The organism is Pedobacter sp. UYEF25, assembly GCF_054061655.1.
In genome coordinates, this window is sequence record NZ_JBSSEL010000010.1 from 112,745 (window position 1) to 136,096 (window position 23,352).

Genomic DNA, 23,352 nt, shown 5'->3' on the forward strand with positions numbered 1-23,352 from the left:
AATTACTTAAAAAGTAAGTGAAACGAAAGTTTTACTCAACTTTTGCTGCCACTGAAGCACTATACAGGAACGAATTATTTAGAGTGAATTTCTTCAACCACAGCGCCACAATTTAACATCTTATCTCCATAATATGGATTTTTCACCGTCTTATTGTCTGATAACCAATCTCCACCATCCCCTTTATTAGCCATTGGACAATGTTGCACGTAAATTGTTCCGTTCGTAAGATCCGCGTTTTTAAGTAGCGCAATTAAATCGGTGCTCAAATTGGTAAATGTGGCCCGTTGAACCTCAATATTATCACTTTTTGCAATGTCGCCAGCCATTTTCGCGTTCTTCTCACAACCCTCATAAGTTTGTAACAAAGGCTCCAATTTCTTTGCTGCTCTGGCAGTCTCTGTTACGTTTGTTTGAACCAAAGCATTTTTTAAAGCCAAGTATGCCTTAAAAATAGAAGCCTTTTTAACGTCCTTCATTTCGACATTGTTAATCAACGACACACTATTCTTTTCAGAGGAATCCTGTACATCAGCTTGTTTTTTTTCTGATTGATTGCAAGCAAAAAAGAAAGTAAGCAATCCCAGTGCAAATATTTTATCTTTCATTTATCATATTTTGCTCAAAATACAGATTAAATTTTTAATAGAATAAAAAAAGCCCCGCAAATTGCGAGGCCTCATAAATTATTTCTTTAAAATTATAATTTTAAATTGTAACCTAAACGTAATGCATATTGACCAGTTTTAGGGAAATAAGTAGAAGATCCACTGTCGTTGGTGTAACCTTCATATCTTGCACCTAGTTCAAATCCATTTTTCCATTCGTACCCAATACCACCACCATAAATAAAATTGGTTTTTGCGCCTGTTTGGATTGCGAAGCCAGCACCTGCGTTTCCTTGTAAATAGAACCTGTCAATCGCGAACACCTTTACACCACCAATTGCTGGAATAAAATCTACATCGATAGAATTGTTTCTACCCATCAATTTGGTATAGCCACCGCTAGCGGTAATTGCTACATTTTTCATCAAATCCCATTGTAATCTTAAATCTGCACCATAAGCATTTTTAAATTGAGATTTGTCTGAGAATATACCTCCAGAAACGCCAACACCTACTTTGAAAGCCATACCATTGTCCATAGGCATGGTCATAGTTTCTTGGGCTTTAACATTAGATGCGGTGAAAAATGTCGCAGCTACTGCAGCAACTGTAAAAAATTTAGTAAATGTTTTCATAATAAATGTTTAATTAAATAATTAATAATAAGGATTTTCGAACTATATACGAATTGCACCTAAACTTGGTTTTAATAATGTTAACTTTATGTTTAGACTACAGATAAAAAGCGCTAGAAATCCAATTTTTTTTTGAGATTATAATTTGAAACCGTAGGCTAAACGAAGACCAAAATATCCGCTAGTTCTACTGTCGCGAGCTAATCCTTCGTACTTAGCTGCCAAATCAATTCCATTGTTCCAAGAATAACCAATGGCAGGCGAATACACGAAAGAGGTGCCGCTACCTGTATCAGTGCCAAAAGCCGCACCTAATTCTCCTAAACCATAAATGCCAGAACCGGATTTATCGAAGAAATATTTTGCGCCAACTTTGACTGGAATATATCCGAAATATGATTTAATACTACTTGTACTTACATAACCGCTATTTGCATCGTTTCTGTCATACTTATAAGAAAGATTTGTATATCCAGCAGTAATTGGGATGGACAACTGTTCATCAATATTAAATTGATACCTAAGGTCTCCTCCAATAGCAAACTGACCACCATTTTCTGTAGGGATTCCCGCATTTAAACCAATCCCGAAGTTCTTAGACTGAGCATTTGCATTTGTGGTGAACAATACTGCAACTGCAAACGCAGCTGAAGTTAAAATTTTTGTAACTGTTTTTTTCATGATTATTGTAATATAAGTGTGTGTATTGATTACAACCTCATTTGCAAACTATGTGCCAAAAATCGATTTTATTAATCAATCGATTGATTTATTATATTGCCATGATAAAATTTTTCAAGTACCAAATCGTGTAACGTACTGGGTGGCAATGCTGCATCTAACCAATGTATCACTATGCCGGCCTTTTCCATCTTTCGAAAAAATGTATTCTGTCTTTTAGCATACTGACAAATGGAAGTGTACAGTTTAGATCGCAATTCCTCGAAATTTAGCATCCCACTTAAATGTTGTGCGATGAACTTATACTCTAACCCGTAAAAGTAAAGTGTTTCTAGCGGGATGCCATTTGCCAATAACGCTTCAACCTCTTCCACTAAACCATTAAGCAGACGAATGTCTAAACGCGACTTTATAGCGGCTCGGGTTTGAAGCAATTCGCTTTTTAGTCCAAAGATTATCGGGGTAATATCGATTTTTTGAACTTCGGGTAAATGATGATTTTGTAAAAAGATGGCAATTTCTATCGCCCTAATCAACCTCTTTTTAGAAGATAAGTCTGTGTGTTTTAATCGATCATCCTTTAAATTTAAAAATTTTTGTCTGAGTGGGTTTATGTCTAACTCAATCAACTCTTGCCTCAACAGCGCATCAACTGGAACTGCTGTGAAAGGCTGATCTACCAAAATACTGTGTAAATACATACCGGTACCGCCACAAATGATAGGCAGTTTACCTCTCGAAGTGATTTCTGAGAATGCAATGTAGCAATCAGTTTTAAAAAAATCTACATGATATTTTTCACCTGCCAACCGTATGTCGATCAAATGATAGGGAATTGCCTTTCCGTTGTTCTTGTATTCATTTAGATCTTTGCCAGTGCCAATGTCCATACCTTTAAAAACCTGCCGACTGTCCACGCTAATGATTTCGCCGTTTAACTTTGACGCAATTTCCACTGCAAGTTTGGTTTTACCAGTGGCAGTGGCCCCTAAAATAACAATTGAATTATACGTAGTCATTTTCAAATTTTAAAATCATTTTGATGCTCCCAGCATTGAATACATCTCCGTTAATTAAAGATGATGAAGCTTTATTTCTTTGAAAATCTTCTGACAATCTGAAAAACTGAGGTGCTGTTGCATCAACCTGCTTAAAACCTAACTGTTCAAAAGCCAATCCTTTACCCCAATCTCGGTCTATATAGGTCATAATGTCTGTTGTGGGATGCAGACGATAATGTCCCATAATTAATTTGGATAAACCCCCAATCACAGAGCAACCGCTTTTTACAGCGAAACGGATAAGTTCTATCGAAAGGTATTCTTCCCCGTAATTCATTTTTCTGGTGGAAGAAAAGGTAGCTACTGCGACTAGTTGCTGTTGCAAAAATAATCCATACTTGAATCTGGAAGAAGCATAACCTTGAAGATGATTTACATTTAAGAAAGCTTCTGCAACTGGTTTTGAGATTCGCTCAAAGTGGGTTTTTCTGCCATGTATGGATGTATTCAATTTGCAAAAAGAACAAAATCGATCGATGACAAGCGTTGGCTTTAGCGTCCAAACATCCTCCCAAAGCCGAACAAACCTGCAGGACTTAAATTCTTCCCGATTTTCGAGATCGATAATTTGCTGAGGCGAAAAACGATCTTTAATACCAATTAAATTAATAACTATTTTGAAATTTTGTAAGGCGATTAAGTAAAATATTGAGTCCGTAACCTCAAAAAACAAAATTCCTCTTTCCTCTAAGTTTTTTTTAACCTGATTTTTCCATTCGCTAACCTCCATTAACAATATCTAAAGCGTTAAACCCATTGCTTTTTTTTAAAATGAGCATGTAAAATCTCTATGAAGGCTGTAATTTTCTGTTTTCTTTCGTTGTCGAGATATTCCAATTTAAATCCACTTGTGTGGCCGTCGAAAACTATAAGGCCGTGTTCTGATGCATTAAATTCACTTGCATTAAATTTAAGAACCACATCTTCCCTTTCCACATATAATCCTGTGAAAAAAAATTCGGTTATTTTCTTATTATCAGCTATTCGGTTTTTTTCACTATAAAGTTCATAAACGCGATCTGAATCCTCATGCACAGTATAGCCGCGGGTTTGGTATGAATATAATGAAGCCTTTAAAGTTTGAAAAATTTCTACTGGATCAGTTTTCATTGGCTAAAATTTTAATAAATAAACATGTTAATTTACCAATAGTTTTTAAATATCTATCCACCATTGTTCTGTCGGCAACACAAGATCTAAAACTACTGTTTCCCCAATCTTAGGAGTAGTTAGTGGAACATTTTGTTTTTCCGCTTCTACCAAAATGCGTTTTATCGGTTCATCCCAAGGATGCATGGCCAAACTAAATTTCCCCCAATGTACCGGCATTAACACCTTAGCTCGTAGGTCTTTTGCAGCTTGTACAGTCTGTTCTGGAAACATGTGGATGTATGGCCAGTATTCATTGTATTGCCCACACTCCAACAAAGCGATGTCGAATGGACCAAAAGATTTTCCGATTTCTTTAAAATGCGTTTCATAACCAGAATCGCCACCAAGGAAAAGATTGTATTCGGAAGTTTTTAGCACAAATGCTGACCACACCGTCTGACTACGCTTAAACTTTCTGCCACTAAAATGACGGGCTGAAACTGCCGTAAAATTTAATCCATCAATTAAGCTTTGCTCGTTCCAAGCCAATTCGATGATTTTGTTGGCTGGAATTCCCCAGTGGATAAGGTGAGCTCCGACACCTAAAGAAGTTATAATTTTTTTAACATTTGGATGGATTATAGAAACAGTTTCGTAATCTAAATGGTCAAAGTGGTCGTGCGTAATCAATAATATATCTATGTTGCTTATTTGAGATGCTTGCACAACCTCAGTTCCCAAAAAAGCTTTTGGTCCCATAAAACTAAAAGGAGAAGCGCGGGCGCTAAATACAGGATCGACCAAAATACGTTTTCCATTAATTTTAATGAGGTAAGAACTGTGTCCAAACCAGATAATTTCTGGGGATGCAGCGTTGGTGTAACCATTAATATTTGGCTTTGTATGAGGCAACTCACTAATTGGGAAGGCATTTGGCCGTTTAGAAAATAAAAATTTAAACAGCATTTTACCAAAACCAACACCTTTCATCTGCATTGGTGTGATGGCTAAGTTTTCTATTGCTCCATTTCTATAGTTGGGTAGCGCCTGAATTCTTTTTTTCCTACCCCCTTCTGGAGATTTGCCCAACGATCGAACATTGAGCATCAATACCACTACTGTAGTAAGGGCAATGAGTATAAAAATGAAAATCATTGATAAACAATGTAGAAAGTTTTACTGCGTTTTATAAATCCAAACTTCCGTTTAAAATCGTAACATTTTAATTTAGTAGGCATTTATTTTTCGTTTCTGATATGATTTTAATAAAAAAAAAGGCTCCAGTTGCCTGAAACCTTCTCGCTGTCAATCCAGTAAATTATTTGTCAGTGTTTTTCTTATCGGTAACTTCTGAACGAATTTCTTGTGCCAAAACTTTTAAGTCTTGCATTGCTTTACGTACACGAGTGCCGGCAGCTGCATTACCTGCATTGTAGAATTTTTCTACATCTGCTTCAACAGATGCTACTACAGCTTTAATTTTTGAAAATTTTTCCATCTCTGATTGATGTTTTAAAGGTTTATAAGATTTATTTTTTCCAATAATACGTATTTAGGACGAATTAACAAGGAATTTAACTTAAAAATTAGAAATAAGTTTTACACATTTTATCAATTACTAACGTGCTTCAATGTTGTTTAAATCTATTTTTATGCGCCAAACTAAAAAGTTATTGGCAGTTCGTGTAGCCGTCTATAAATTTCTAATAGATTTATTGGCATCAAAAGTCGATGAATTAAGTGTTTCAGATTCTTTTTCAGCTGCATTTAGCACAGCCATATAAGAAATAAAGTAGGCTAAAGTGCTCTCAGCGCCTTGATTCCTATTTAAGCTGTTCGCTTGCAAGCCATCAGCGCAGCCGTTTGTTTCGCGATCGTATAAAGGAACATGTAAACTATTATTCCCTAAAAACCACTGATAACTGGTGTGTAGGTAATCTAAGTATTTTGCTTTTTTAGTAATCTCATAAGCCTTGCTATACATCAACAGCATTGCCATGGTATCAATGGCTTGCTGGTCATAAATCGGGTTTTTACCATGTTTTTTCATCCAACCTGCATTGCCGATTAAACTCAAGTATCCTTGCGCAAAAGAGAAAGAATCTAAGAAATCTATACTTTCGAAAGCGATGTCATAAGATTCTTTATTCCCTGTAGCTTGATAATGACAGAGCAAAGACAGCGGTAAAATCGCATTGTCATACGTTAATATATCCTCAAACCAGTTCCAATTCTTTTCTGAATTTTGCCGATAAGCGAGCTTGATGGAATCTGCCAAGCGATTAATTTGAGGCACTAATAATTCGTCATCGCTCTGTGTTTTAAGATAATAAGCAATTCCAATCATGGTATTTGCTTTTCCCCGAAGATGAGTAAGCTTATCAAAATTAGGGTACGAATGCCAAAATAATTCTCTACCAAATTCTTTGTAAGAATTGTTTGGGCCATTGCTAATCAAAAACCCTAGCGACCAAATCGCTCTACCGAATGAATCCTCAGAACCAACTTCGTCTAGATATTTTCGATCATAAGATAAGAAATTCCTAAATCCACCGTCTGGCGTCTGCATAAATTCTATAAAACTCAAGTATTTGGGCATCAACTTCATCGAAACCTTATCTTTAAGTTGGTTATTTGCCATAATACAGAAAATTAAAGCCCTTGCATTGTCATCAATACAATATCCTTCTTTCCAATTTGGAATACCAAATTTTGCATGTTGTACAATTCCGGTATCGTCTGTAAGCAGTTCTACATGGCTTAAATTCAGAGTCGGCATCGCATCCACATCAATAATCGGCGGAGTTTTACGCTTATTTATCTGGCCAAGATCGGCTGCTTCTTGCAAAACCTTAATAAAAGTATTTCCGATAGAAGGCCACCTTAACTTTAAGCCGTATTTATAAGCGTTGTCTTTTAATGCTTTATGTGCTTCTTCATGGGCTAAAATATTGTTGACAATTTCAGAAAGCTGGTGGTAGTCCTTAAAATCGAAAAGCTTACCTCTCCCCTCTGCAAGTAATTCTTGTGCATGCCAATAAGGCGTAGATACAACTGCAGCACCTGCGCCAACTGCATAAGAAAGCGTTCCACTTGTAATTTGAGCTTCATTTAAATAAGGTGTAATGTATAAATCCGCTGCAGTTAAATACTCGTACAACTCGGGTTCAGAAACAAATTTCTTCACAAAGGACAAATTCTTCTCCACGCCTAAATCTATCGCAAGCTTTTGCAAGCTATCTCTATATTTCTCCCCACTTTGTTTCACCACACCAGGATGCGTATTTCCTAAAATAATGTACAATACGTCGGGATGTTTCGATACAATCTCTGGCAGCGCTTTAATAACGGTTTCCAAACCTTTGTTTTTGCTAATCAGCCCAAAAGTAAATAGCACTTTACGACCTTTAAACAAAGTACTTTGCAAAAGTGGATTGTTTTTAGAAGGTTCTAAATTTGGAACACCATGCTCAATAATTTTAATACGCTCAGCAGGTATTTTATAAATGCTCTTTAGAAACAAAACCGCCTTTTTACTCATTACCACCACTTTTGACGATTTACCCGCAATCTCTTTTAGGATAGTTTCTTGCATAAAATCTGGTTCTTTTAAAACGGTATGCAAAATAGTAATGAAAGGCTTTGTCAACTTGTTTATCAGCGAAAGCAGAAAAACCCCGCTTGTGCCGCCGTAAATCCCAAACTCATGTTGGATGATACAGGTATCTACGTCAGAGTTGTTTATAAATTCTGCAGCAGCTATATAGTCTTGTTGATTTTGCTGTCTAATAACAAATTTAACTTCTTCGGGATATTGGTGTTCTTTTAAGTCGTCAGATTCATTCATGGCTACGATAAAACTTTTACTTGCATCGTAATTTTCGTTTAAACCTATTGCTTTCACTAAATTTTGATTAAAAGTTGCCAGACCGCATTCGCGAGGGGGAAAAGTTGATATATAAGCAATTTTCATAGTCTTGTTTAGGTAATTCTTTGGTTTAAGAACACAGACCTCTACCAAAAGTTTGATGACCTTCAGCACTTTTTCTCTTTAAATAGAAAAACATTTTTAAATCACACATTGTTAGCTCTAAAATAGCGTAAATATGAGGTCTATATGGAATGGCTCTATCGGTTTCGGACTTGTTAATATTCCGATTAAATTGTTCTCTGCAGTTCAGCAAAGTAATTTGGATTTTGACATGCTCGATGAAAAAGATCATGCGAAAATTAAGTACTTAAGGGTAAATGAAAATACCCATAAGGAGGTACCATTTGATAAAATTGTAAAAGGTTACTACCTGAAAGACAGATACGTAGTTTTAGACAAACATGATTTTGAGGAAGCAGCGCCTGAAAAAAACAAAACGATAGAGATTGAAAATTTTGTCGACATTACGGAGATTAATCCAATCTACTATGAGACTTCTTATTATAGCCAGCCCGAAAAGCAAGGAAAAAAGGCTTATGCCTTATTGTTAAAAGCATTAGTAAAGTCGGGCAAAGCCGGTTTGGCAAGGTTTGTTTTGCGTAATTCAGAAAACCTCTGTGTCATCCATCCAAAAGAGAATGTGATTGTCATCACGAAAATAAGATTCGCGCAGGAAGTTCGCGATACCTCTGAGCTTTCTGTACCGGACGATTTATCTGTAACGAAAAAAGAAATGGATGTTGGACTAGCATTAATTAAGCAGTACAGTGGCGCTTTTGATTTAAGCAGCTACAAAGATGAATATAGTGTTGAACTTCTAAAGATAATTAAAGCGAAAGCAAAGGGCAAACGCGCTACCATTAAAAAGCTTGCACCTAAGAAAGTCAATAGCGATGATTTGTATGATCAATTGATGCAAAGTCTAGATCAAAAAAAAGGAGCATAGCGCCCAAAATAAGTTAGCCGACCATAAAAATTTTCTAAACAGCGTTATAGCTATAATTTTACTAGAGTTTTTATGAAGTTGTTTTAGAAACTCACCGTTACTAAAAATTGTTTAAAAAACGCTAAAATTTTTACTACAAACAACCTTCTCTCTAAAACTAACAGCTGTTTAAAAGGTTATTTTGAATAATTGACCACAAAATTAGAATACTATGATAAACAAGGTTAAAAAAAAGCAGGAAAGCACTCGAGCCGAAATTACTGAAAAAGTTGGTGCCAAGACCTCTGATGAAAAAGTAATCTCTGCCAAAGACGCAAAAAAGGTAGAGGCAAAAAAGGAATCTTCAGAAAAACACCAAAGGCCTTAAAAAACAAAAACTCCTTGGCACATTGCCAAAGAGTTTTTAAAAAAAAAATACTATTTCTTTGGCTTCGAAGACATATAGAAAACCAACTTACCGCCACTAACAATGTCTGAATGCTTTAAAATATGGTTTTTAATTTCTTTTCCATTAATGGTTACCTTGTCAACGTACACATTTTTATCACTTTGATTAACAGCCTGCACAGTGAATTTTTTGCCATTTTCTAACTGTAAGGAAGCATTATCAACGGAAGGACTACCAAGCGAATATTCATCAGATCCGGGAGCTACAGGATAAAAACCGAGTGAAGAAAACATATACCAAGCGCTCATTTGTCCGCAATCATCATTTCCACCGAGACCGTCTGCCGTTGGTTTATATTGCATATTTAAAATATGCCTTACCTCTGCCTGCGTTTTATAAGGCTGATCAGTCCAATTGTAAAAATATGCAACGTGGTGGGCAGGTTCATTTCCATGTACGTATCCACCAATAATTCCCTCTCTCGTGATGTCTTCTGTCTCTGCAAAAAAAGAATCTGGCAAATGCATAGTGAATAATGTGTCCAACCGGCTTGCGAACTTTTTCTTCCCTCCCATCAATTCTACCAGGCCGGCGGGATCTTGAGGAGCAAAAAAGCTATAATTCCAACTATTACCCTCAATAAATCCTTGTCCGTTAGTAGCCAATGGGTCAAAATCTTTTTTAAATGTTCCATCCGCTAATTTTGGCCGCATAAAACCTGATTTCTTGTCGAAATTATTTTTCCAATTGTTAGATCGTTTAATAAATGTGGCATAAACATCCATTCTATTCAATTTTTTGGCAAGTTGTGCAATCGCCCAATCGTCATAGGAATATTCTAATGTGTTAGAGACCGAAACGCCACTTTTTTCCGCCGGAATATAACCCATATCCATATAATAGCCAATCCCTTCATAATCCCTATGCGTCGCAGTTGCCACACAGGCATCGAGCGCTTTATTGGCGTCGCCCGTAAAGGTGCCTTTAACAATTGCATCCGCAATAACCGACACGCTGTGATAGCCGCTCATGCACCAATTTTCATTGGCATAGTGGCTCCAAATAGGCAACATATGCATACTACTCTGATCATAATGCGCCAACATAGATTTTACCATGTCGCTATTTCTAGAGGGTTGGATGATGTTAAAAAACGGATGAAGTGCACGATACGTATCCCAAAGAGAAAATGTGGTGTAATTGGTGAAACCTTCCGCTTGGTGCACATCTTGATCCAAGCCCTTGTACTGCCCATTCAAATCCATATAGGTAGTCGGATTTATGAAAGCATGGTACATGGCCGTGTAAAAATTGATTTTATTATCTTCTGACGTTTTTACCTGGATTTTGTTCAATTCTTTATTCCAACTCGCTTGCGCCTGCGCTTTTACTTTGTCGAAATCCCAACCATTTATTTCAGTCCGTAAATTTGTTAATGCATTGGCCTGACTAACGGGAGACATGGCAAATTTTATCTTAATTTTTTCCTCCGCGGAAGTATTAAAATCGAAATACATTTTTAAGTCTTTACCAGCGATTTCAGGAAAATTTTTCGTCTGATCGAATTTCCCCCAAAATCCATGGTATGCTTGTTTCTCATCATAATTTTTCTGTCCGTAGCTCTTAAAGGGTTTTGAAAAACTCATTGCAAAATAAACCGTTCTGGTCCGCGCCCAACCTGTTGTTTGGCGGTAACCTGTTACCAAAGTATCATTTACAACCCTTACATAAGTCCAAACATCTTTACCTTTATAATTATAGATGCCTGCGGTCAAGTCAAAAATAATATGAGATTGATCCGATTTTGGAAAAGTATATTGGTGCATTCCAACCCTAGTCGTCGTGGTAAGTTCGGCAGTGATGTTATCATCGTCCAACTTCACCTTATAATATCCTGCCTCCACTACCTCGTTGCTGTGCGAGAATGCAGATCGGTAACCACTTTTTGGATTGTCTGCCGTGCCGGGATTTAGCTGTAGCTTTCCCTGTGTAGGCATAATTAAGAAATCGCCAAGATCCGAATGACCAGTGCCGCTAAAATGCGTATGACTGAAGCCCGTAATTGTTTTATCCTCATACCGATAACCCGCACAGTAATCGTATACCCTACCATTGTACTTTCCATTAATTTCATAACTAATACTATCTGTCTCAGGACTTAACTGTACGGATCCAAAGGGAACTGCGGCTCCTGGATAGGTATGTCCCATTTTCTCTGTGCCAATAATGGGCTTAACATACTGCACCAGATTTTGTTGAGCAGAAACAGAAATAGTGGCGAGCATCAGTAGCACAGAAGCCGGTAAAATTAGTTTTTTCATCATATTTTTTTCGTTGGATGAGCTTTTTGATTTGAATATTCTAAGGTATAAAAATAATTGCTATTGTCGCATTCATCAAAACTAAAACGATTAACTTCATATAGTCATCGACCTTGTTTTTACAAGTAGTTGACCTCCATCGCCAAAAATTGAAGTAAATAAAAGCTATTTTTGCGGCAGATTAAATCGTAATGAGTAAAAAAGGTAGAATTTTAGTGGCAATGAGTGGTGGAGTAGACAGTTCTGTGGCAGCGGTTATGTTGCATGAGGAAGGCTATGAAGTTATAGGATTAACCATGAAAACTTGGGACTATGAAACTTCTGGTGGAAGCAGTAAAGAAACTGGATGTTGCTCATTGGACAGCATTAATGACGCGCGAACGCTAGCGGTAAACTACGGTTTCCCCCACTATATTTTAGATATTCGCAGCGAATTTGGAGATTTTGTGATCGATAATTTTGTGGATGAGTACTTAGCAGGAAGAACACCAAACCCTTGTGTTTTATGCAATACACACATTAAGTGGGAAGCTTTGCTAAAACGCGCTAATAAACTCGATTGTGAATTTATTGCCACTGGGCACTATGCCAACATAAGAAAGTTGGAAAATGAACGCCATGTCATTTCCAAAGGAAAAGACGAGAATAAAGATCAATCTTACGTGCTCTGGGGCGTGAGTCAAGAAAATTTGGCGCGTACTAAATTTCCGTTGGGTAATTTCTCCAAATCAGAAATCCGTCAAATGGCTTTAGACATGGGGCAGGAAGCGTTGGCAAAAAAATCAGAAAGTTATGAAATCTGTTTTGTGCCCGACAATGACTACAGATCATTCTTAAAACATAAAGTGGAGGACTTAGAAGACCGTGTAGCTGGAGGTAATTTTATCTTGAGCAATGGGCTGATTGTAGGTCAGCATAAGGGTTATCCCTTCTATACGATCGGTCAGAGAAAAGGTTTGGGCCTTGCGTTTGGCGAGCCAATGTATGTGACCAAGATTATGCCTGAAAGCAATACCGTCATGTTGGGCAAGGCAGATGAATTGGAGCGAAAAGAAGCCATGGTCCGTAACGTGAACCTAGTTAAATATGCGACTATTGAGGAGCCGATGGATGATGTGATTACGAAAATACGTTATAAAGATGCTGGAATGTTGAGTACAATTGTACAAGAAAAAGGGAACGTGCGTGTAGTTTTTGACCATAACGTGTCTGCAATTGCGCCAGGTCAATCTGCTGTTTTTTACGAAGGGAATGATTTATTAGGAGGTGGATTTTTAGTATAACGCTTAAATTTAAATTTCAAAAATTAACCTAGCAGCGGTATTTTCATTCTACAATATATTTTTGGCTTACTACATTTGTAGTGATTAATATTATGTGTAATTCTAGTATAAACAAGGCTTTTCATTTGTTTTTCAGCGCGTTAAACGAGGATTAAATCCTGTAGAAAAATGGGAGTATTATTTTAATTTTTTTTTTGGCTAAAAACGATAATAATTTCTATATTTGCCCCTCCTTAAACAAGAGGAATGATTCCGTAGCTCAGCTGGTAGAGCATTACACTTTTAATGTAGTGGTCCTGGGTTCGAATCCCAGCGGGATCACAAGAAACAATATCAAAGAGAAATAAAACCCTGCAAATCAAATGATTGCAGGGTTTTTGCTTTTAGGAAAATATCAAATTATGCACCCGATCGCAAATAAAATGTGCGTCATTAGGGGCGTCGTTCTTTATATTACCAAACTCCCCGAATTCGAATCAAGACATTGAAAGTAAGCTAGTTCATTAGCTGAACATCTTGTTAAAATAAAACTGCAAAGCTAAATTTGCATCGTCAATTAACTGTTTTTAATGGCGATGCAGCTCTTGCCCGAAAATCGGGCTCGGGTGTTTAACCTTAATGTTATCGTTATGAAAACTAATTTTAGCGTACTTTTCTTTTTGAAAAAGCCAAAAAACTACTCAAAAGGAGCTGCTTACTTTATTTTTTTAAGAATTACCGTGGACGGCATTCGTGCGGAAATGTCTACAAGCAGAAATTGCGAACCGGAGCGGTGGAATGCAAGGGCAGGAAAAGTCATCGGCACAAAGGAAGATGTTAAAATCCTAAATGCACATCTGGATAATATAAAAGCCGAGGTTTATGCAGCCCATACCTCACTAAGTGCCGACGGGAAAGAAATAACGGCTGATAGTGTTAAATGCTATTATCTGGGGAAAGAAGAAAAAACACATACCATTCTCGAAGCCATTAAAAACCACAATGTGAAAATGAGAGCATTGGTGGAGCAAGAAGAATATGCTCCAGGGACGCTTAGGAGGTTTGAAGTGTTGGAAAGACACGTAACTAATTACATAGCCTACAAATACAACAGGACAGACCTTAACGTAAAGCGCATAGACCATGAGTTTATAGATGGTTTTGACTTCTACCTCCATACCGTTAAGGAAAATGATACCAATACCGCAAACAAACATGTTAAAAACCTCAAAAAGATAGTTAGCATCTGCCGACAATATAGGTGGATAAGCACTGACCCCTTCTTCGGGCATACATTAAAATCCAAGCCTGTCCTAAGAGAATACCTTACCGCAGATGAATTAAAAAAGGTTACAGAAAAACAGTTTACCACCGAAAGGTTATCGCAGGTACGTGACTTTTTTCTGTTCAGTTGTTATACCGGGCTTTCCTATGCGGACGTTCAAAAACTTAAACTGGCAGAAATTGGCATTGGGGTTGATGGGGAACGCTGGATATTTATCTACAGAAAAAAAACCAATACAAGAGCGGCAATTCCGTTGCTGCCGATAGCGGCAAGCATTCTGGATAAATACAAAGCTCACCCTTACTGCCTGAGCAACGACAGGGCGTTACCAATTTCCAGCAATCAAAAGATGAACGAATACCTCGTTGAAATTGCAGCTATTTCAGGAATCAATAAAACATTGGGCAATAGGATAGCCAAACGGACTTTTGGGACGACCGTGACTTTGTCGAACGGAGTGCCTATCGAAAGTGTGTCTAAAATGCTTGGACATACCAATATACGCACAACACAGTTATATGCTAAAGTATTGGACAAAAAAGTAAGTGAGGACATGGCTCCGCTCATGGGAAAGTTTGTAGCCCAACATACCAAAGCCAATAGCTCTACAGAATCGAAAACAAGCAAGGGTATGGATTTAATTAGGGAGAAATACCTACCATTTTCAAAAATGACTGAAATCTCTTAAGAAAAGATAGAAATTATGAAATGCACCTTGTGTAGTTAAACAAATATGGGGCACCTTTTTGGCACGTTATTAGCACAGTATTCATTTATGAATAGTATAAAAAAGATTTATTTGATATTTGGCGTAGTGGCATTGATGTTAACTAGTTCATGTTACACAGCAAGAAGATCAGGGAATAGCGGCAAAGTGCCCCCTGGACAAGCAAAGAAAGGAACTGGATCAAAGTCTGCGAAACCTTTCGCTCCGGGCCAGCAGAAAAAAAATTAATTTAGATGCTCCTTTCGGAGCATTTAAATTTTTGCATTCAACTTTAGTAACGCAGCGATAGCAACACATTCACCTAATCTACAAAGTAAGTTTAATTATCATCGAGGCTATACATCGAATTAACAATTTGACGGTATGATAAATACCTGTATTTTAGCATTCATAATTTTTATATAGACGCTAAATTTAATGAGGCTCTCCCACCTTATCCTTGCCCATATAAATCCATCACAACTTAAACGTTTAATATGCGCTATAAGCAATATAGATGCTGACGTTTATATTCATGTTGATAAAAAAGTCAATCTAGATCAATTTATTAGTTTGTCATCAATACCAAATGTTTTTTTCATTAAAGAAAGATGTAAAATAACATGGGGAGCATTTAGCATGGTTAAGGCCACATTGAGTAGTATGCAAGAAATATTAGATACAAATATTCCGTATAGCCACATCAACTTACTGAGCGGTCAAGATTATCCGTTGAAGAATTCTCAACACATAACAGATTTTTTTAAAGCTAATCAAGGTGTTAGTTATATGAAATATCTTTGCATAACTGAGCAATGGAAGGAAGCATTGCCTCGACTAAAGAAATATGATTTTAGCAATTATAATTTCCCATTTAAGTATAGATTAGAATATTTAGTGAATAAGATACTTCCCAACAAGAAAATTCCCGCTCAACTAAGACCTTATGGTTTATCTCAATGGTTAAGTATTACACCCTTACATGCTAAATACGTTATTGAATATTTAAAAATCAATAAAAAAGTTGAGAAATTTTTTTTCTTTACCTGGGGTGCGGATGAAATTATCTTTCAAACTATCTTGTTAAATTCTTTGCATAAAGATGAAATAGTTAACAACTATCTTAGGTTTATCAAATTTAAAACAGTTGCACACAGACCAGATGTATTAACTATTAAAGATGCAGAACAGATATTAAAGTCTAAGAAATTTTATGCTAGAAAATTTGATGGGCATATCGATGTTGAAGTATTAAATTATATAGATAACTATATAAAATAACCTAGCTTTTATAAGCAATGGATCTTTTGACCAATATTTTGATTAGTTTTTTTAAGGTTCGTTTACAAGGATATAATTTAAATGCTTCCCAAACCTGCACTAATGCCGCTGATGGGTCTCTTTGAGCGTGATAGATTCTATCTGAAAGTATAGCAGCATAAATTGCATAATTCATTCTTGCCGTTTTTCTAAGTGCTGCTCTCTGGTCTTTTGGTAAGTAATCTTGTATAATGTTAATTACCGTTGATATATCCTTTAAATTCTGCCCTGTTTTTAATGAGTTACTAGTAATATTATTAGAATGTACTCGATAAGATGCAAGTTTTAAAGGCGAGTATGCAGTTGGATAATATGCAGCTATTCGTGTCCACATTTCCCAATCTTCGGCATAATGAACTGCAAAAAAACCACCTAGTTTTTCATAAACTTCACGTTTCACAACAATACATGGCGTTTGCAAAAGCTGTCCGGTAGCAATTCGGCTTAGCCAATTGTCAATCAAACCCGGGTTTAAACATATTTGGGTTCCATCCCAGAGCCAATCTCCTTTTTCATTAATGTCAGAACAACCCGTAAATGCTGCACCAGCTTCTGGATATGCATCAAAAAGTTTACCGATTTCTTGATAAAACCCCGGTTTTATTAAATCGTCTCCATGTAAAATATGTACATATTTACCTTTAGCTCTTTTTATACATGTTTCAAAGTTTCTTAGACTACCAACATTTTTCGGTTGCTTGTAAAAACTGACCCTGCCCTTTCCTAATTCATGAACCAAGGCCCCAACATCGCCATCATTACTATAATCATCTACAACTTCAATCTGCATTGTTGCAGCGCATTCGGCCTGTTCAAGAACACTTTCTATCGTTTCGCGCAGAAAATTAATACAATTGTAACTAGGTATCATTACAGACCATACTGGCCTCTCAATATTTTTTGGTAGAGAGTCAATCTTTGGCGGTGTTTTAGGTATACGTGGAAGCATAATGTTAGGATTTGTTCTATATCTGTCGTTTACCTTGAATAATAGTGTTTCCAATTGTACAGACCCTTATTGTATGCTTCTATTTCACTATCACCTCTGAGATATCCCTTCTGGCGCTCTAAGACTTTGATTACGTTATTTTGCATAAGTTTTTTATCTGCCGACATATTATGATCATGAATTCGATATGCAGCAATTTTTTCGCTGTGTGTAATTGAAGGAAAATGTCGGGTGATGTTTAAATTAATATCATAATCTTCGCAAGCTTTTAGTAAAGGGTCGAAGTAAAAAGTATAGAAAAGGGCACTTCTGTACATTATTGTACCTTCCATAGCTATATAATTGCCATGAAGGAGGCCTTCATAATTATCAGCCCACTTTTCGATTTGTGCAGCGGTATCCAACAATTCGCCATTATTATTAACTCTATCATGGGAACCAGATACAAATACTGCTTTTTTATTGAAAACAAAGTAACCAAGATTAACCTTTAGCGCATCGGGATATAAATAATCGTCAGCATCTAAAAATACTAAAAATTCACCTTTTGCATGATAAACTCCTAGATTTCTTGCTCCCGACAAACCTAACCTGTTTGCTCTAATATACTTTACTTGAGGATAATTACTACAAACTGTTGAGGTATGGTCTGTAGACCCATCATCAATAACAATAATTTCGTAATTTTTATAGGACTGTCGAAGAACACTCTCTATAGCAATAGTTAAGTACTGTGCATGGTTATAACAAGGTACAATGATCGAAACTAATGAGTTTTCATTAGTTAAAACGTCCTCTTTTAATGATTTAAGGTAGAGGATGTTACCTTCTCTTATTAAATTTCTATTTCTTCTAAAAAAAAGCCAGCCAGAGATACAACCTCTAATTTCATTAATGGTATTTAGGAATGAATTCGGTCTTAGATGTCTAATGTCGCCTAAAATTTTCTTAAAATAATAGTTTGGCAATATTTTTTTTATTCTAATTAAATCTCCATAATTATGATAATTTTCATATTGCACTAATACAGAGCTTACCTGGCCTCGCATATAACTAAAAATCTGTCTTTTTAGCGATGTCATTTCCTCTCGATGTTGATGGAATACAAATAATTGAGGGTAATACTGACAATGAAAACCATCAGCCAAAATTCTATACCAAAATTCAGAATCGCCACTACACCCAGAAGCACCTACATCTAATCGCTCATCAAACCAACCAACATAATTAAAAACCTCTCGTCTAAAGGCCATATTTGCGCCTGCACCAATATCCCAAACCGGCACGCCATCATCAACGTGGGCAGCAAAATAATGTTCATCAAATAATTTAGGTAGATAACCATTGTTAAATCCCCATTCTTTTTCGAAAATATATTGAGCCTTGGTATCTAAAGAAACTGGGATTACTAAGCCAGTTATAGCCATTGTTTTAGGGTTAACAAATAGTGATTTTAATTGCTTTGTCCAATTTATATCAACTAATACATCATCATCAGTGTAAGCAACAATTTCATACATCGCATGTCTCGCCCCAGTATTCCGTGCAATGTCCAATCCTTTTCGTAGCTCTTTTAAGTATTTTACTGCTGGATATTTCTTAACAACCTCCTCCGTTAGGTCGTCGTCCGGTGCATTATCAATTACTATCAATTCAAAATCTTTATCATTAGAATTCAACAACGCCCTTATACATTCTTCAATTGCCCTCGGCCGGTTCCGGGTGCATACCACAACCGATAGTTTGTGATCGCTCTCTTGTGCATTAACAGTATAAAATATCTTGTTAAACTCTTGATTAAGCTTTTCGACATTATTTTCAGTGAAATGCAAACGCCAATTCGATTGACTTAATTTTTTACTATCAATATAAAAACCTACAGTTCCTTGTACAGCATCTATTGTCAAATTTAGCAAGTTTTTAAATTTTTCTTCACGCTGTTCTCCATCAATCCAGATATGCCCCAGTGGAATACTGTTGAACCAAATAACTAGATAACAATTGCTATTTAAAGGAACAATCTGATGAATATCTTTAATTTGAATATGCAGAATTTGATATGGCATAAAATTTTTCATACTATAGCTCCTCTTGCTCTAATTGAACTTTAAACTGTGGTCTTATTACTCCTGGCCAATCTCCATACCATGCTGTATATGCTCTAAAATCCTCGACATCGAACGATAAACATTCTTCAAATTCGAAAATGGTAGAACTCGTATTCTTTATAAAAAACAAACTAATTGTATAGGATCCATTATTTAAAAGATTGCCAGGAATAAGGCATTTCCCTTTAATTATTCCTTTCTTATACTGCTTAGATATGGAGTCGACATCAAAAATACATTCACCCATTACCGTGTTCAGTGATAAACTTACGCCCAAATCAATTATTTCTGATGGAAGGTGCCAAAATTCGAAGTCAACCAACAGTGGGGTTCTAATGTCAATTATCTTCTCGCGAGTGACGTATTGTGGCACCATACTTAACCTCTTAATACGAATGCTATCATAACCAGGAGCGAGATCTGGATCATCATATATCCTCTCTAGATTGTTGTTCTGCTCGCTTTTTAAGTAATTGTTAATAATTTGTTGCGTCTTCCCAATCCCTAATAATTTGCCCTTATCTAAATGAATGGCCGTAGTACATAAACTTTTTAAGGCTTGGGCGTTATGACTCACAAAAAGCACCGTTCTACCTTCTTCCTCCGAAACTTGTTTCATCTTGCCTAAACACTTTTTTTGAAATTCAGCATCACCAACAGCTAAAACTTCATCGATTATTAAAATTTCTGGATCTAAGTGTGCTGCAATTGCAAACGCGAGCCTTACATACATTCCGCTCGAATAACGTTTTACCGGGGTATCTAAAAATTTCTCTATCCCGGAAAATGCAACAATTTCATCGAATTTCAACAAAATCTCTTGTTTGTGCATCCCTAAAATCTGACCATTCAAAAATATATTTTCTCGTCCGGTTAATTCTGCATGAAAACCTGTACCTACCTCCAGTAAGCTCGCAATACGGCCAATACCCTTTATTGTTCCGGTAGTTGGTAACGTTATACGTGATAATATTTTTAATAAGGTTGATTTACCAGCTCCGTTTTTACCAACGAAACCTATAACATCACCTTGCACTATTTCGAAATTAATATCTTTTAAAGCCCAAAATTCATTTTTCTGTGATGAATCGAAATCATAATTTTTTAAATCCTTCTCTTTCCTAATCTTAAAAGCTTTTTTCCAAATATCTTGTAAATCTTCTTTAAAAGAACGAGTACCAATTACACCTAATTTATAGCGTTTAGATAAATTTTCTGCTTTCAATATAATGTTGCTCATCCTGATTCTTTAAATAATATCCATAACTTCTACCTCACGTCTTTTAAATAAAACGAGACCCAATAGCAACAGTACAACAGTTTCTGTCGTAGCAATAACCAAAAAATGGTACTGAATGTCGTTTTGATGAAAAAATATCGTTCTGAATGTCTCTATAATAGGAGTTAATGGATTTAACCAGAAAAGCAGTTGATACTTTTCTGGAACAATAGTGCTTGGAAATACAACAGGCGTGATAAACATCCCTAAGCGTAATATATACTGAAAAAATGTATCGATATCTCTATATCGAGCAGTAAAAACAGCTATTAACAAACCAGAACCTAATGCAAATCCAGCTGTCAAAATCACTAAAAAGGGAATAAGTAGCAAGGAATAAGAGAACTGAAACATGTCATAAAAAATAACATAGACTAGAAAAATAATGATAAACAATACCATTTGAATAGAAAGTCTAACACTTTGGGTGATAATATTGCTAACTGGCACAACTAGTCTAGGAAAGTAAATTTTATTAAAAATGTGTGCATTTGAAATAAAGGTGTACATGGTACCCGAAATATTATCGAAAAAGAATGTCCAAATAATAGTACCGGATAGATAAAATAATATTTTAGGAATACCATCAGTAGAAACATTTGCGAAATTACCGAAAACCACCAAGTAGATTAAGGTTGTAAATAAAGGTTGTAAAAATATCCAGATCGGTCCAATAATAGTCTGCTGATAATTTGCGATAAGATCCCTTTTAACAAATCGCAAGATTAAACCCCTAAAGTTGTATAAATCTTTTAATCCAATTTTAAACCAGCTTTTCGCAGGGCTTATTTCCCATTCCCAATTAATTACCTCCTCACTTTGAAGTTCGTTATTTGCCATTAATATTAATTCTTTAACCAGTTTTTAAGATGTTGTTCAAATGTATTCCCATTCCAGTTTTTTATTTGAAAACGTGGTATTTTAAACTTTTCGACATTACCTGTAACACATTGTGGATGAGTAGTGAACCCCAATCTAATGTCCAATCTTTGGAGAATCTGCAGAGTTTTTTCATCACAACCTCCATGTGGATATGCAAAATAATTAATGTTTTTATTAGTCAGTTTATTTAGAGTATTCAAGCTATTAGCAATTTCCTCTTCCTGATAGTTCTCAGAAAAATTCGGTAAAAACGGGTGAGTTGCTGTATGAGCGCCTAAAGAGAATAAAGAATTTTCATAAAGCGTTAAAAGCTCCTCTTCATTCATTGTAAAATAGGCCGAACGATGCGTAAAATTACCTGACCATTTCTCAAGATATTCTATCCAATCTTGATGTTTTTTCGCCGGTAAATTTTTAAACAACTCACAAAGTTTGTAATATAAATCAAGTCGATTAGTCTCATTTTCTTTCTCTACAATTGCCCAAAAAACTTCCTTATCAGTTTTAGTAGTTAAACTCAAAGGAAGTTGCGGAGTTTCAAAACAAATTCTCTGTAAAGTGTCCCACCAAAACTCTGATTGAACACCAATTTTTGCTGTTGTTATAAAAAACATAGCAGCAAAATTGTACTTTTCTAACAAAGGTTTAGCTATCAAATAATTATCTCTATATCCATCATCAAAAGTGATAGCAAGACCTCGTTCTGTATGTTTATTCTTGGATATATTTTCGTTCAGGTTATCAACAGTCATAACCTTATACTTTTTTAATACCTTCAGTTGTTCTTCAAAATTTGATGGACTTACGGCAAGTTCCCAAGGATCTGAAGAAACATCAGCGATTCGATGATACATTAATACAGCGCTTTTTGCCGATTTTTTCTTGAAAAAATCTGATAAAAGAGATCGAAAATTCATATCGATTTTGTCAACCGCAAAGTGAGTATAACGTCGTAAGCTTGGTCGCGAACGTCAAGTTTTGTTTTATCAACTTCTGTTAAACCGATACCATGCAAAAAGCAAATTGCCGCATAAACATTACCAAAACTATTTATCGAGTAATTTTCTTCAAGAAATAATTCTAAGCAAATTTTTTGTATTGATGCCTCATTAAAGGACCACAACCAAAATTTATGCCACTCGCCTAACTCAATTGGACTTATGCCAGGTACGGTTAATAATAATGTACCCCCTTTTTTTAACATCCTATAACAATTCTTTAAAGCTAATTTATAGTCATAAATAAACTGTAAGGTTTGGGTTAAAATTATACAATCAAAGTGATTTGATGGCATCGAGTTTTCCTGTCCCAAATCTGCAATGTATGTCGCACCCGGAGCGTCTTTGTTAATATGGAGTATATCGCTTGTGATGATTCTCGCTCCTCCAAATTTTAGACTGTATGAATTGTCTGCAACCTCTAAAACATTACCTTTAATTAATGCTGATTGTTCAACTAAAAACTTTTCGATGTAATATCGATCTACAGCTCCGCCTCTATCAAAACCAAACTTATTACTTAGCGGTTTTACGCGATCAAAGTCTCCCCAAACAATGTTTCCATGGGATGGCGTGTAACTTGGATAATTACCCAAACTGTGAATAATACGTTTTAAAAATTCAGGGATAAACGCTTTTATTAATTTCCTTGAACCTCTCTTCATTTGGGAACGTTAAATCAGACTGCAAGTTAAGGAAAAAAGTAAACTGAAAACAAAAATCAGTTTACTTTCCCTTCTAGAATTAATAATCAATTTAATATCGCTAGTATCAACTTAATTTACAGCATCAGTGAATGGTGATATCAGGTAAATTAATTTAGCTAATTGCTTTATATTTATCTATAAATTTGTTTGCAGCGCTATCCTATGTTTGTAACATCAAATTATCGGTAGCATT

The 23,352-nt window shown here is 35.9% G+C and carries 21 protein-coding genes and 1 tRNA gene; 6 read left to right on the forward strand and 16 right to left on the reverse strand.

What is annotated here, in order from left to right; all coding sequences use genetic code 11:
* Window positions 1-74: 74 nt before the first annotated feature.
* From ACVWYG_RS11215 to ACVWYG_RS11255, 9 genes are all read right to left on the reverse strand, one after another.
* Window positions 75-608 carry a DUF3347 domain-containing protein gene (locus ACVWYG_RS11215; protein ID WP_457270308.1) on the reverse strand — a complete coding sequence of 178 codons (534 nt, stop codon included), beginning with the start codon at window positions 606-608 and terminating at the stop codon, window positions 75-77.
* A 92-nt stretch (window positions 609-700) separates the two neighbouring features.
* Complete coding sequence (locus tag ACVWYG_RS11220; RefSeq protein WP_457270309.1) at window positions 701-1,243, reverse strand: hypothetical protein; 543 nt, start codon at window positions 1,241-1,243, stop codon at window positions 701-703.
* A 138-nt stretch (window positions 1,244-1,381) separates the two neighbouring features.
* A complete protein-coding gene (locus ACVWYG_RS11225; protein ID WP_457270310.1) occupies window positions 1,382-1,924 on the reverse strand; it encodes a hypothetical protein in 543 nt (180 codons plus the stop codon).
* Window positions 1,925-1,995: 71 nt separating this feature from the next.
* Complete coding sequence (gene miaA, locus ACVWYG_RS11230; RefSeq protein WP_457270311.1) at window positions 1,996-2,943, reverse strand: tRNA (adenosine(37)-N6)-dimethylallyltransferase MiaA; 948 nt, start codon at window positions 2,941-2,943, stop codon at window positions 1,996-1,998.
* Window positions 2,930-3,715 (reverse strand): hypothetical protein, encoded by a 786-nt coding sequence (locus ACVWYG_RS11235; protein ID WP_457270312.1) that lies wholly within the window; start codon window positions 3,713-3,715, stop codon window positions 2,930-2,932. The genes miaA and ACVWYG_RS11235 overlap by 14 nt, the downstream gene beginning before the upstream one ends.
* 17 nt (window positions 3,716-3,732) lie before the next feature.
* Window positions 3,733-4,095, reverse strand: coding sequence for a hypothetical protein (locus ACVWYG_RS11240; protein ID WP_457270313.1), 363 nt, complete (start codon window positions 4,093-4,095; stop codon window positions 3,733-3,735).
* Window positions 4,096-4,140: 45 nt separating this feature from the next.
* Window positions 4,141-5,232, reverse strand: a complete 1,092-nt coding sequence (locus tag ACVWYG_RS11245) for an MBL fold metallo-hydrolase (protein WP_457270314.1) — start codon at window positions 5,230-5,232, stop codon at window positions 4,141-4,143.
* A 163-nt stretch (window positions 5,233-5,395) separates the two neighbouring features.
* Window positions 5,396-5,575, reverse strand: coding sequence for a histone H1 (locus ACVWYG_RS11250; RefSeq protein ID WP_457270315.1), 180 nt, complete (start codon window positions 5,573-5,575; stop codon window positions 5,396-5,398).
* A 195-nt stretch (window positions 5,576-5,770) separates the two neighbouring features.
* The gene (locus tag ACVWYG_RS11255) at window positions 5,771-8,050 is read right to left on the reverse strand and encodes a glycosyltransferase (RefSeq protein ID WP_457270316.1); all 2,280 of its coding nucleotides are present in this window, start codon (window positions 8,048-8,050) and stop codon (window positions 5,771-5,773) included.
* Window positions 8,051-8,183: 133 nt separating this feature from the next.
* On the opposite strand from ACVWYG_RS11255, the gene ku reads away from it, so the two are divergent.
* Together ku and ACVWYG_RS11265 are read left to right on the forward strand one after the other, a co-directional pair.
* Window positions 8,184-8,954: a non-homologous end joining protein Ku gene (ku, locus tag ACVWYG_RS11260; protein WP_457270317.1), complete on the forward strand. Its 771-nt coding sequence runs from the start codon at window positions 8,184-8,186 to the stop codon at window positions 8,952-8,954.
* A 211-nt stretch (window positions 8,955-9,165) separates the two neighbouring features.
* Window positions 9,166-9,321 (forward strand): hypothetical protein, encoded by a 156-nt coding sequence (locus tag ACVWYG_RS11265; RefSeq protein WP_457270318.1) that lies wholly within the window; start codon window positions 9,166-9,168, stop codon window positions 9,319-9,321.
* Between the two features lie 50 nt (window positions 9,322-9,371).
* Here the strand turns inward: ACVWYG_RS11265 and ACVWYG_RS11270 are convergent, their stop codons facing one another.
* A complete protein-coding gene (locus ACVWYG_RS11270; RefSeq protein ID WP_457270362.1) occupies window positions 9,372-11,663 on the reverse strand; it encodes a GH92 family glycosyl hydrolase in 2,292 nt (763 codons plus the stop codon).
* Window positions 11,664-11,854: 191 nt separating this feature from the next.
* On the opposite strand from ACVWYG_RS11270, the gene mnmA reads away from it, so the two are divergent.
* The 4 genes from mnmA (at window position 11,855) to ACVWYG_RS11290 (ending at window position 16,197) form a co-directional block, all read left to right on the forward strand.
* Entirely contained in the window at window positions 11,855-12,946 is a 1,092-nt protein-coding gene (mnmA, locus tag ACVWYG_RS11275) for a tRNA 2-thiouridine(34) synthase MnmA (RefSeq protein ID WP_457270319.1), read from the forward strand.
* 248 nt (window positions 12,947-13,194) lie between these two features.
* Window positions 13,195-13,267: transfer RNA gene (locus tag ACVWYG_RS11280), tRNA-Lys, on the forward strand.
* 308 nt (window positions 13,268-13,575) lie between these two features.
* A complete protein-coding gene (locus ACVWYG_RS11285; RefSeq protein ID WP_457270320.1) occupies window positions 13,576-14,898 on the forward strand; it encodes a site-specific integrase in 1,323 nt (440 codons plus the stop codon).
* 456 nt (window positions 14,899-15,354) lie between these two features.
* On the forward strand, window positions 15,355-16,197 hold the full coding sequence (locus tag ACVWYG_RS11290; protein WP_457270321.1) for a beta-1,6-N-acetylglucosaminyltransferase: 843 nt from the start codon (window positions 15,355-15,357) through the stop codon (window positions 16,195-16,197).
* 1 nt (window position 16,198) lies between these two features.
* Here the strand turns inward: ACVWYG_RS11290 and ACVWYG_RS11295 are convergent, their stop codons facing one another.
* The 6 genes from ACVWYG_RS11295 to ACVWYG_RS11320 are packed head-to-tail and all read right to left on the reverse strand — an operon-like array spanning window position 16,199 to window position 23,117.
* Entirely contained in the window at window positions 16,199-17,185 is a 987-nt protein-coding gene (locus ACVWYG_RS11295) for a glycosyltransferase family 2 protein (protein ID WP_457270322.1), read from the reverse strand.
* A 29-nt stretch (window positions 17,186-17,214) separates the two neighbouring features.
* On the reverse strand, window positions 17,215-19,263 hold the full coding sequence (locus tag ACVWYG_RS11300; RefSeq protein ID WP_457270323.1) for a glycosyltransferase: 2,049 nt from the start codon (window positions 19,261-19,263) through the stop codon (window positions 17,215-17,217).
* 1 nt (window position 19,264) lies between these two features.
* A complete protein-coding gene (locus tag ACVWYG_RS11305; RefSeq protein WP_457270324.1) occupies window positions 19,265-20,533 on the reverse strand; it encodes an ABC transporter ATP-binding protein in 1,269 nt (422 codons plus the stop codon).
* A gap of 9 nt (window positions 20,534-20,542) precedes the next feature.
* The gene (locus ACVWYG_RS11310) at window positions 20,543-21,412 is read right to left on the reverse strand and encodes an ABC transporter permease (RefSeq protein WP_457270325.1); all 870 of its coding nucleotides are present in this window, start codon (window positions 21,410-21,412) and stop codon (window positions 20,543-20,545) included.
* A 5-nt stretch (window positions 21,413-21,417) separates the two neighbouring features.
* The gene (locus ACVWYG_RS11315) at window positions 21,418-22,371 is read right to left on the reverse strand and encodes a polysaccharide deacetylase family protein (RefSeq protein ID WP_457270326.1); all 954 of its coding nucleotides are present in this window, start codon (window positions 22,369-22,371) and stop codon (window positions 21,418-21,420) included.
* Window positions 22,368-23,117, reverse strand: a complete 750-nt coding sequence (locus ACVWYG_RS11320) for a class I SAM-dependent methyltransferase (RefSeq protein WP_457270327.1) — start codon at window positions 23,115-23,117, stop codon at window positions 22,368-22,370. Before ACVWYG_RS11320 ends, ACVWYG_RS11315 begins: the two co-directional genes overlap by 4 nt.
* Between the last annotated feature and the right edge of the window lie 235 nt (window positions 23,118-23,352).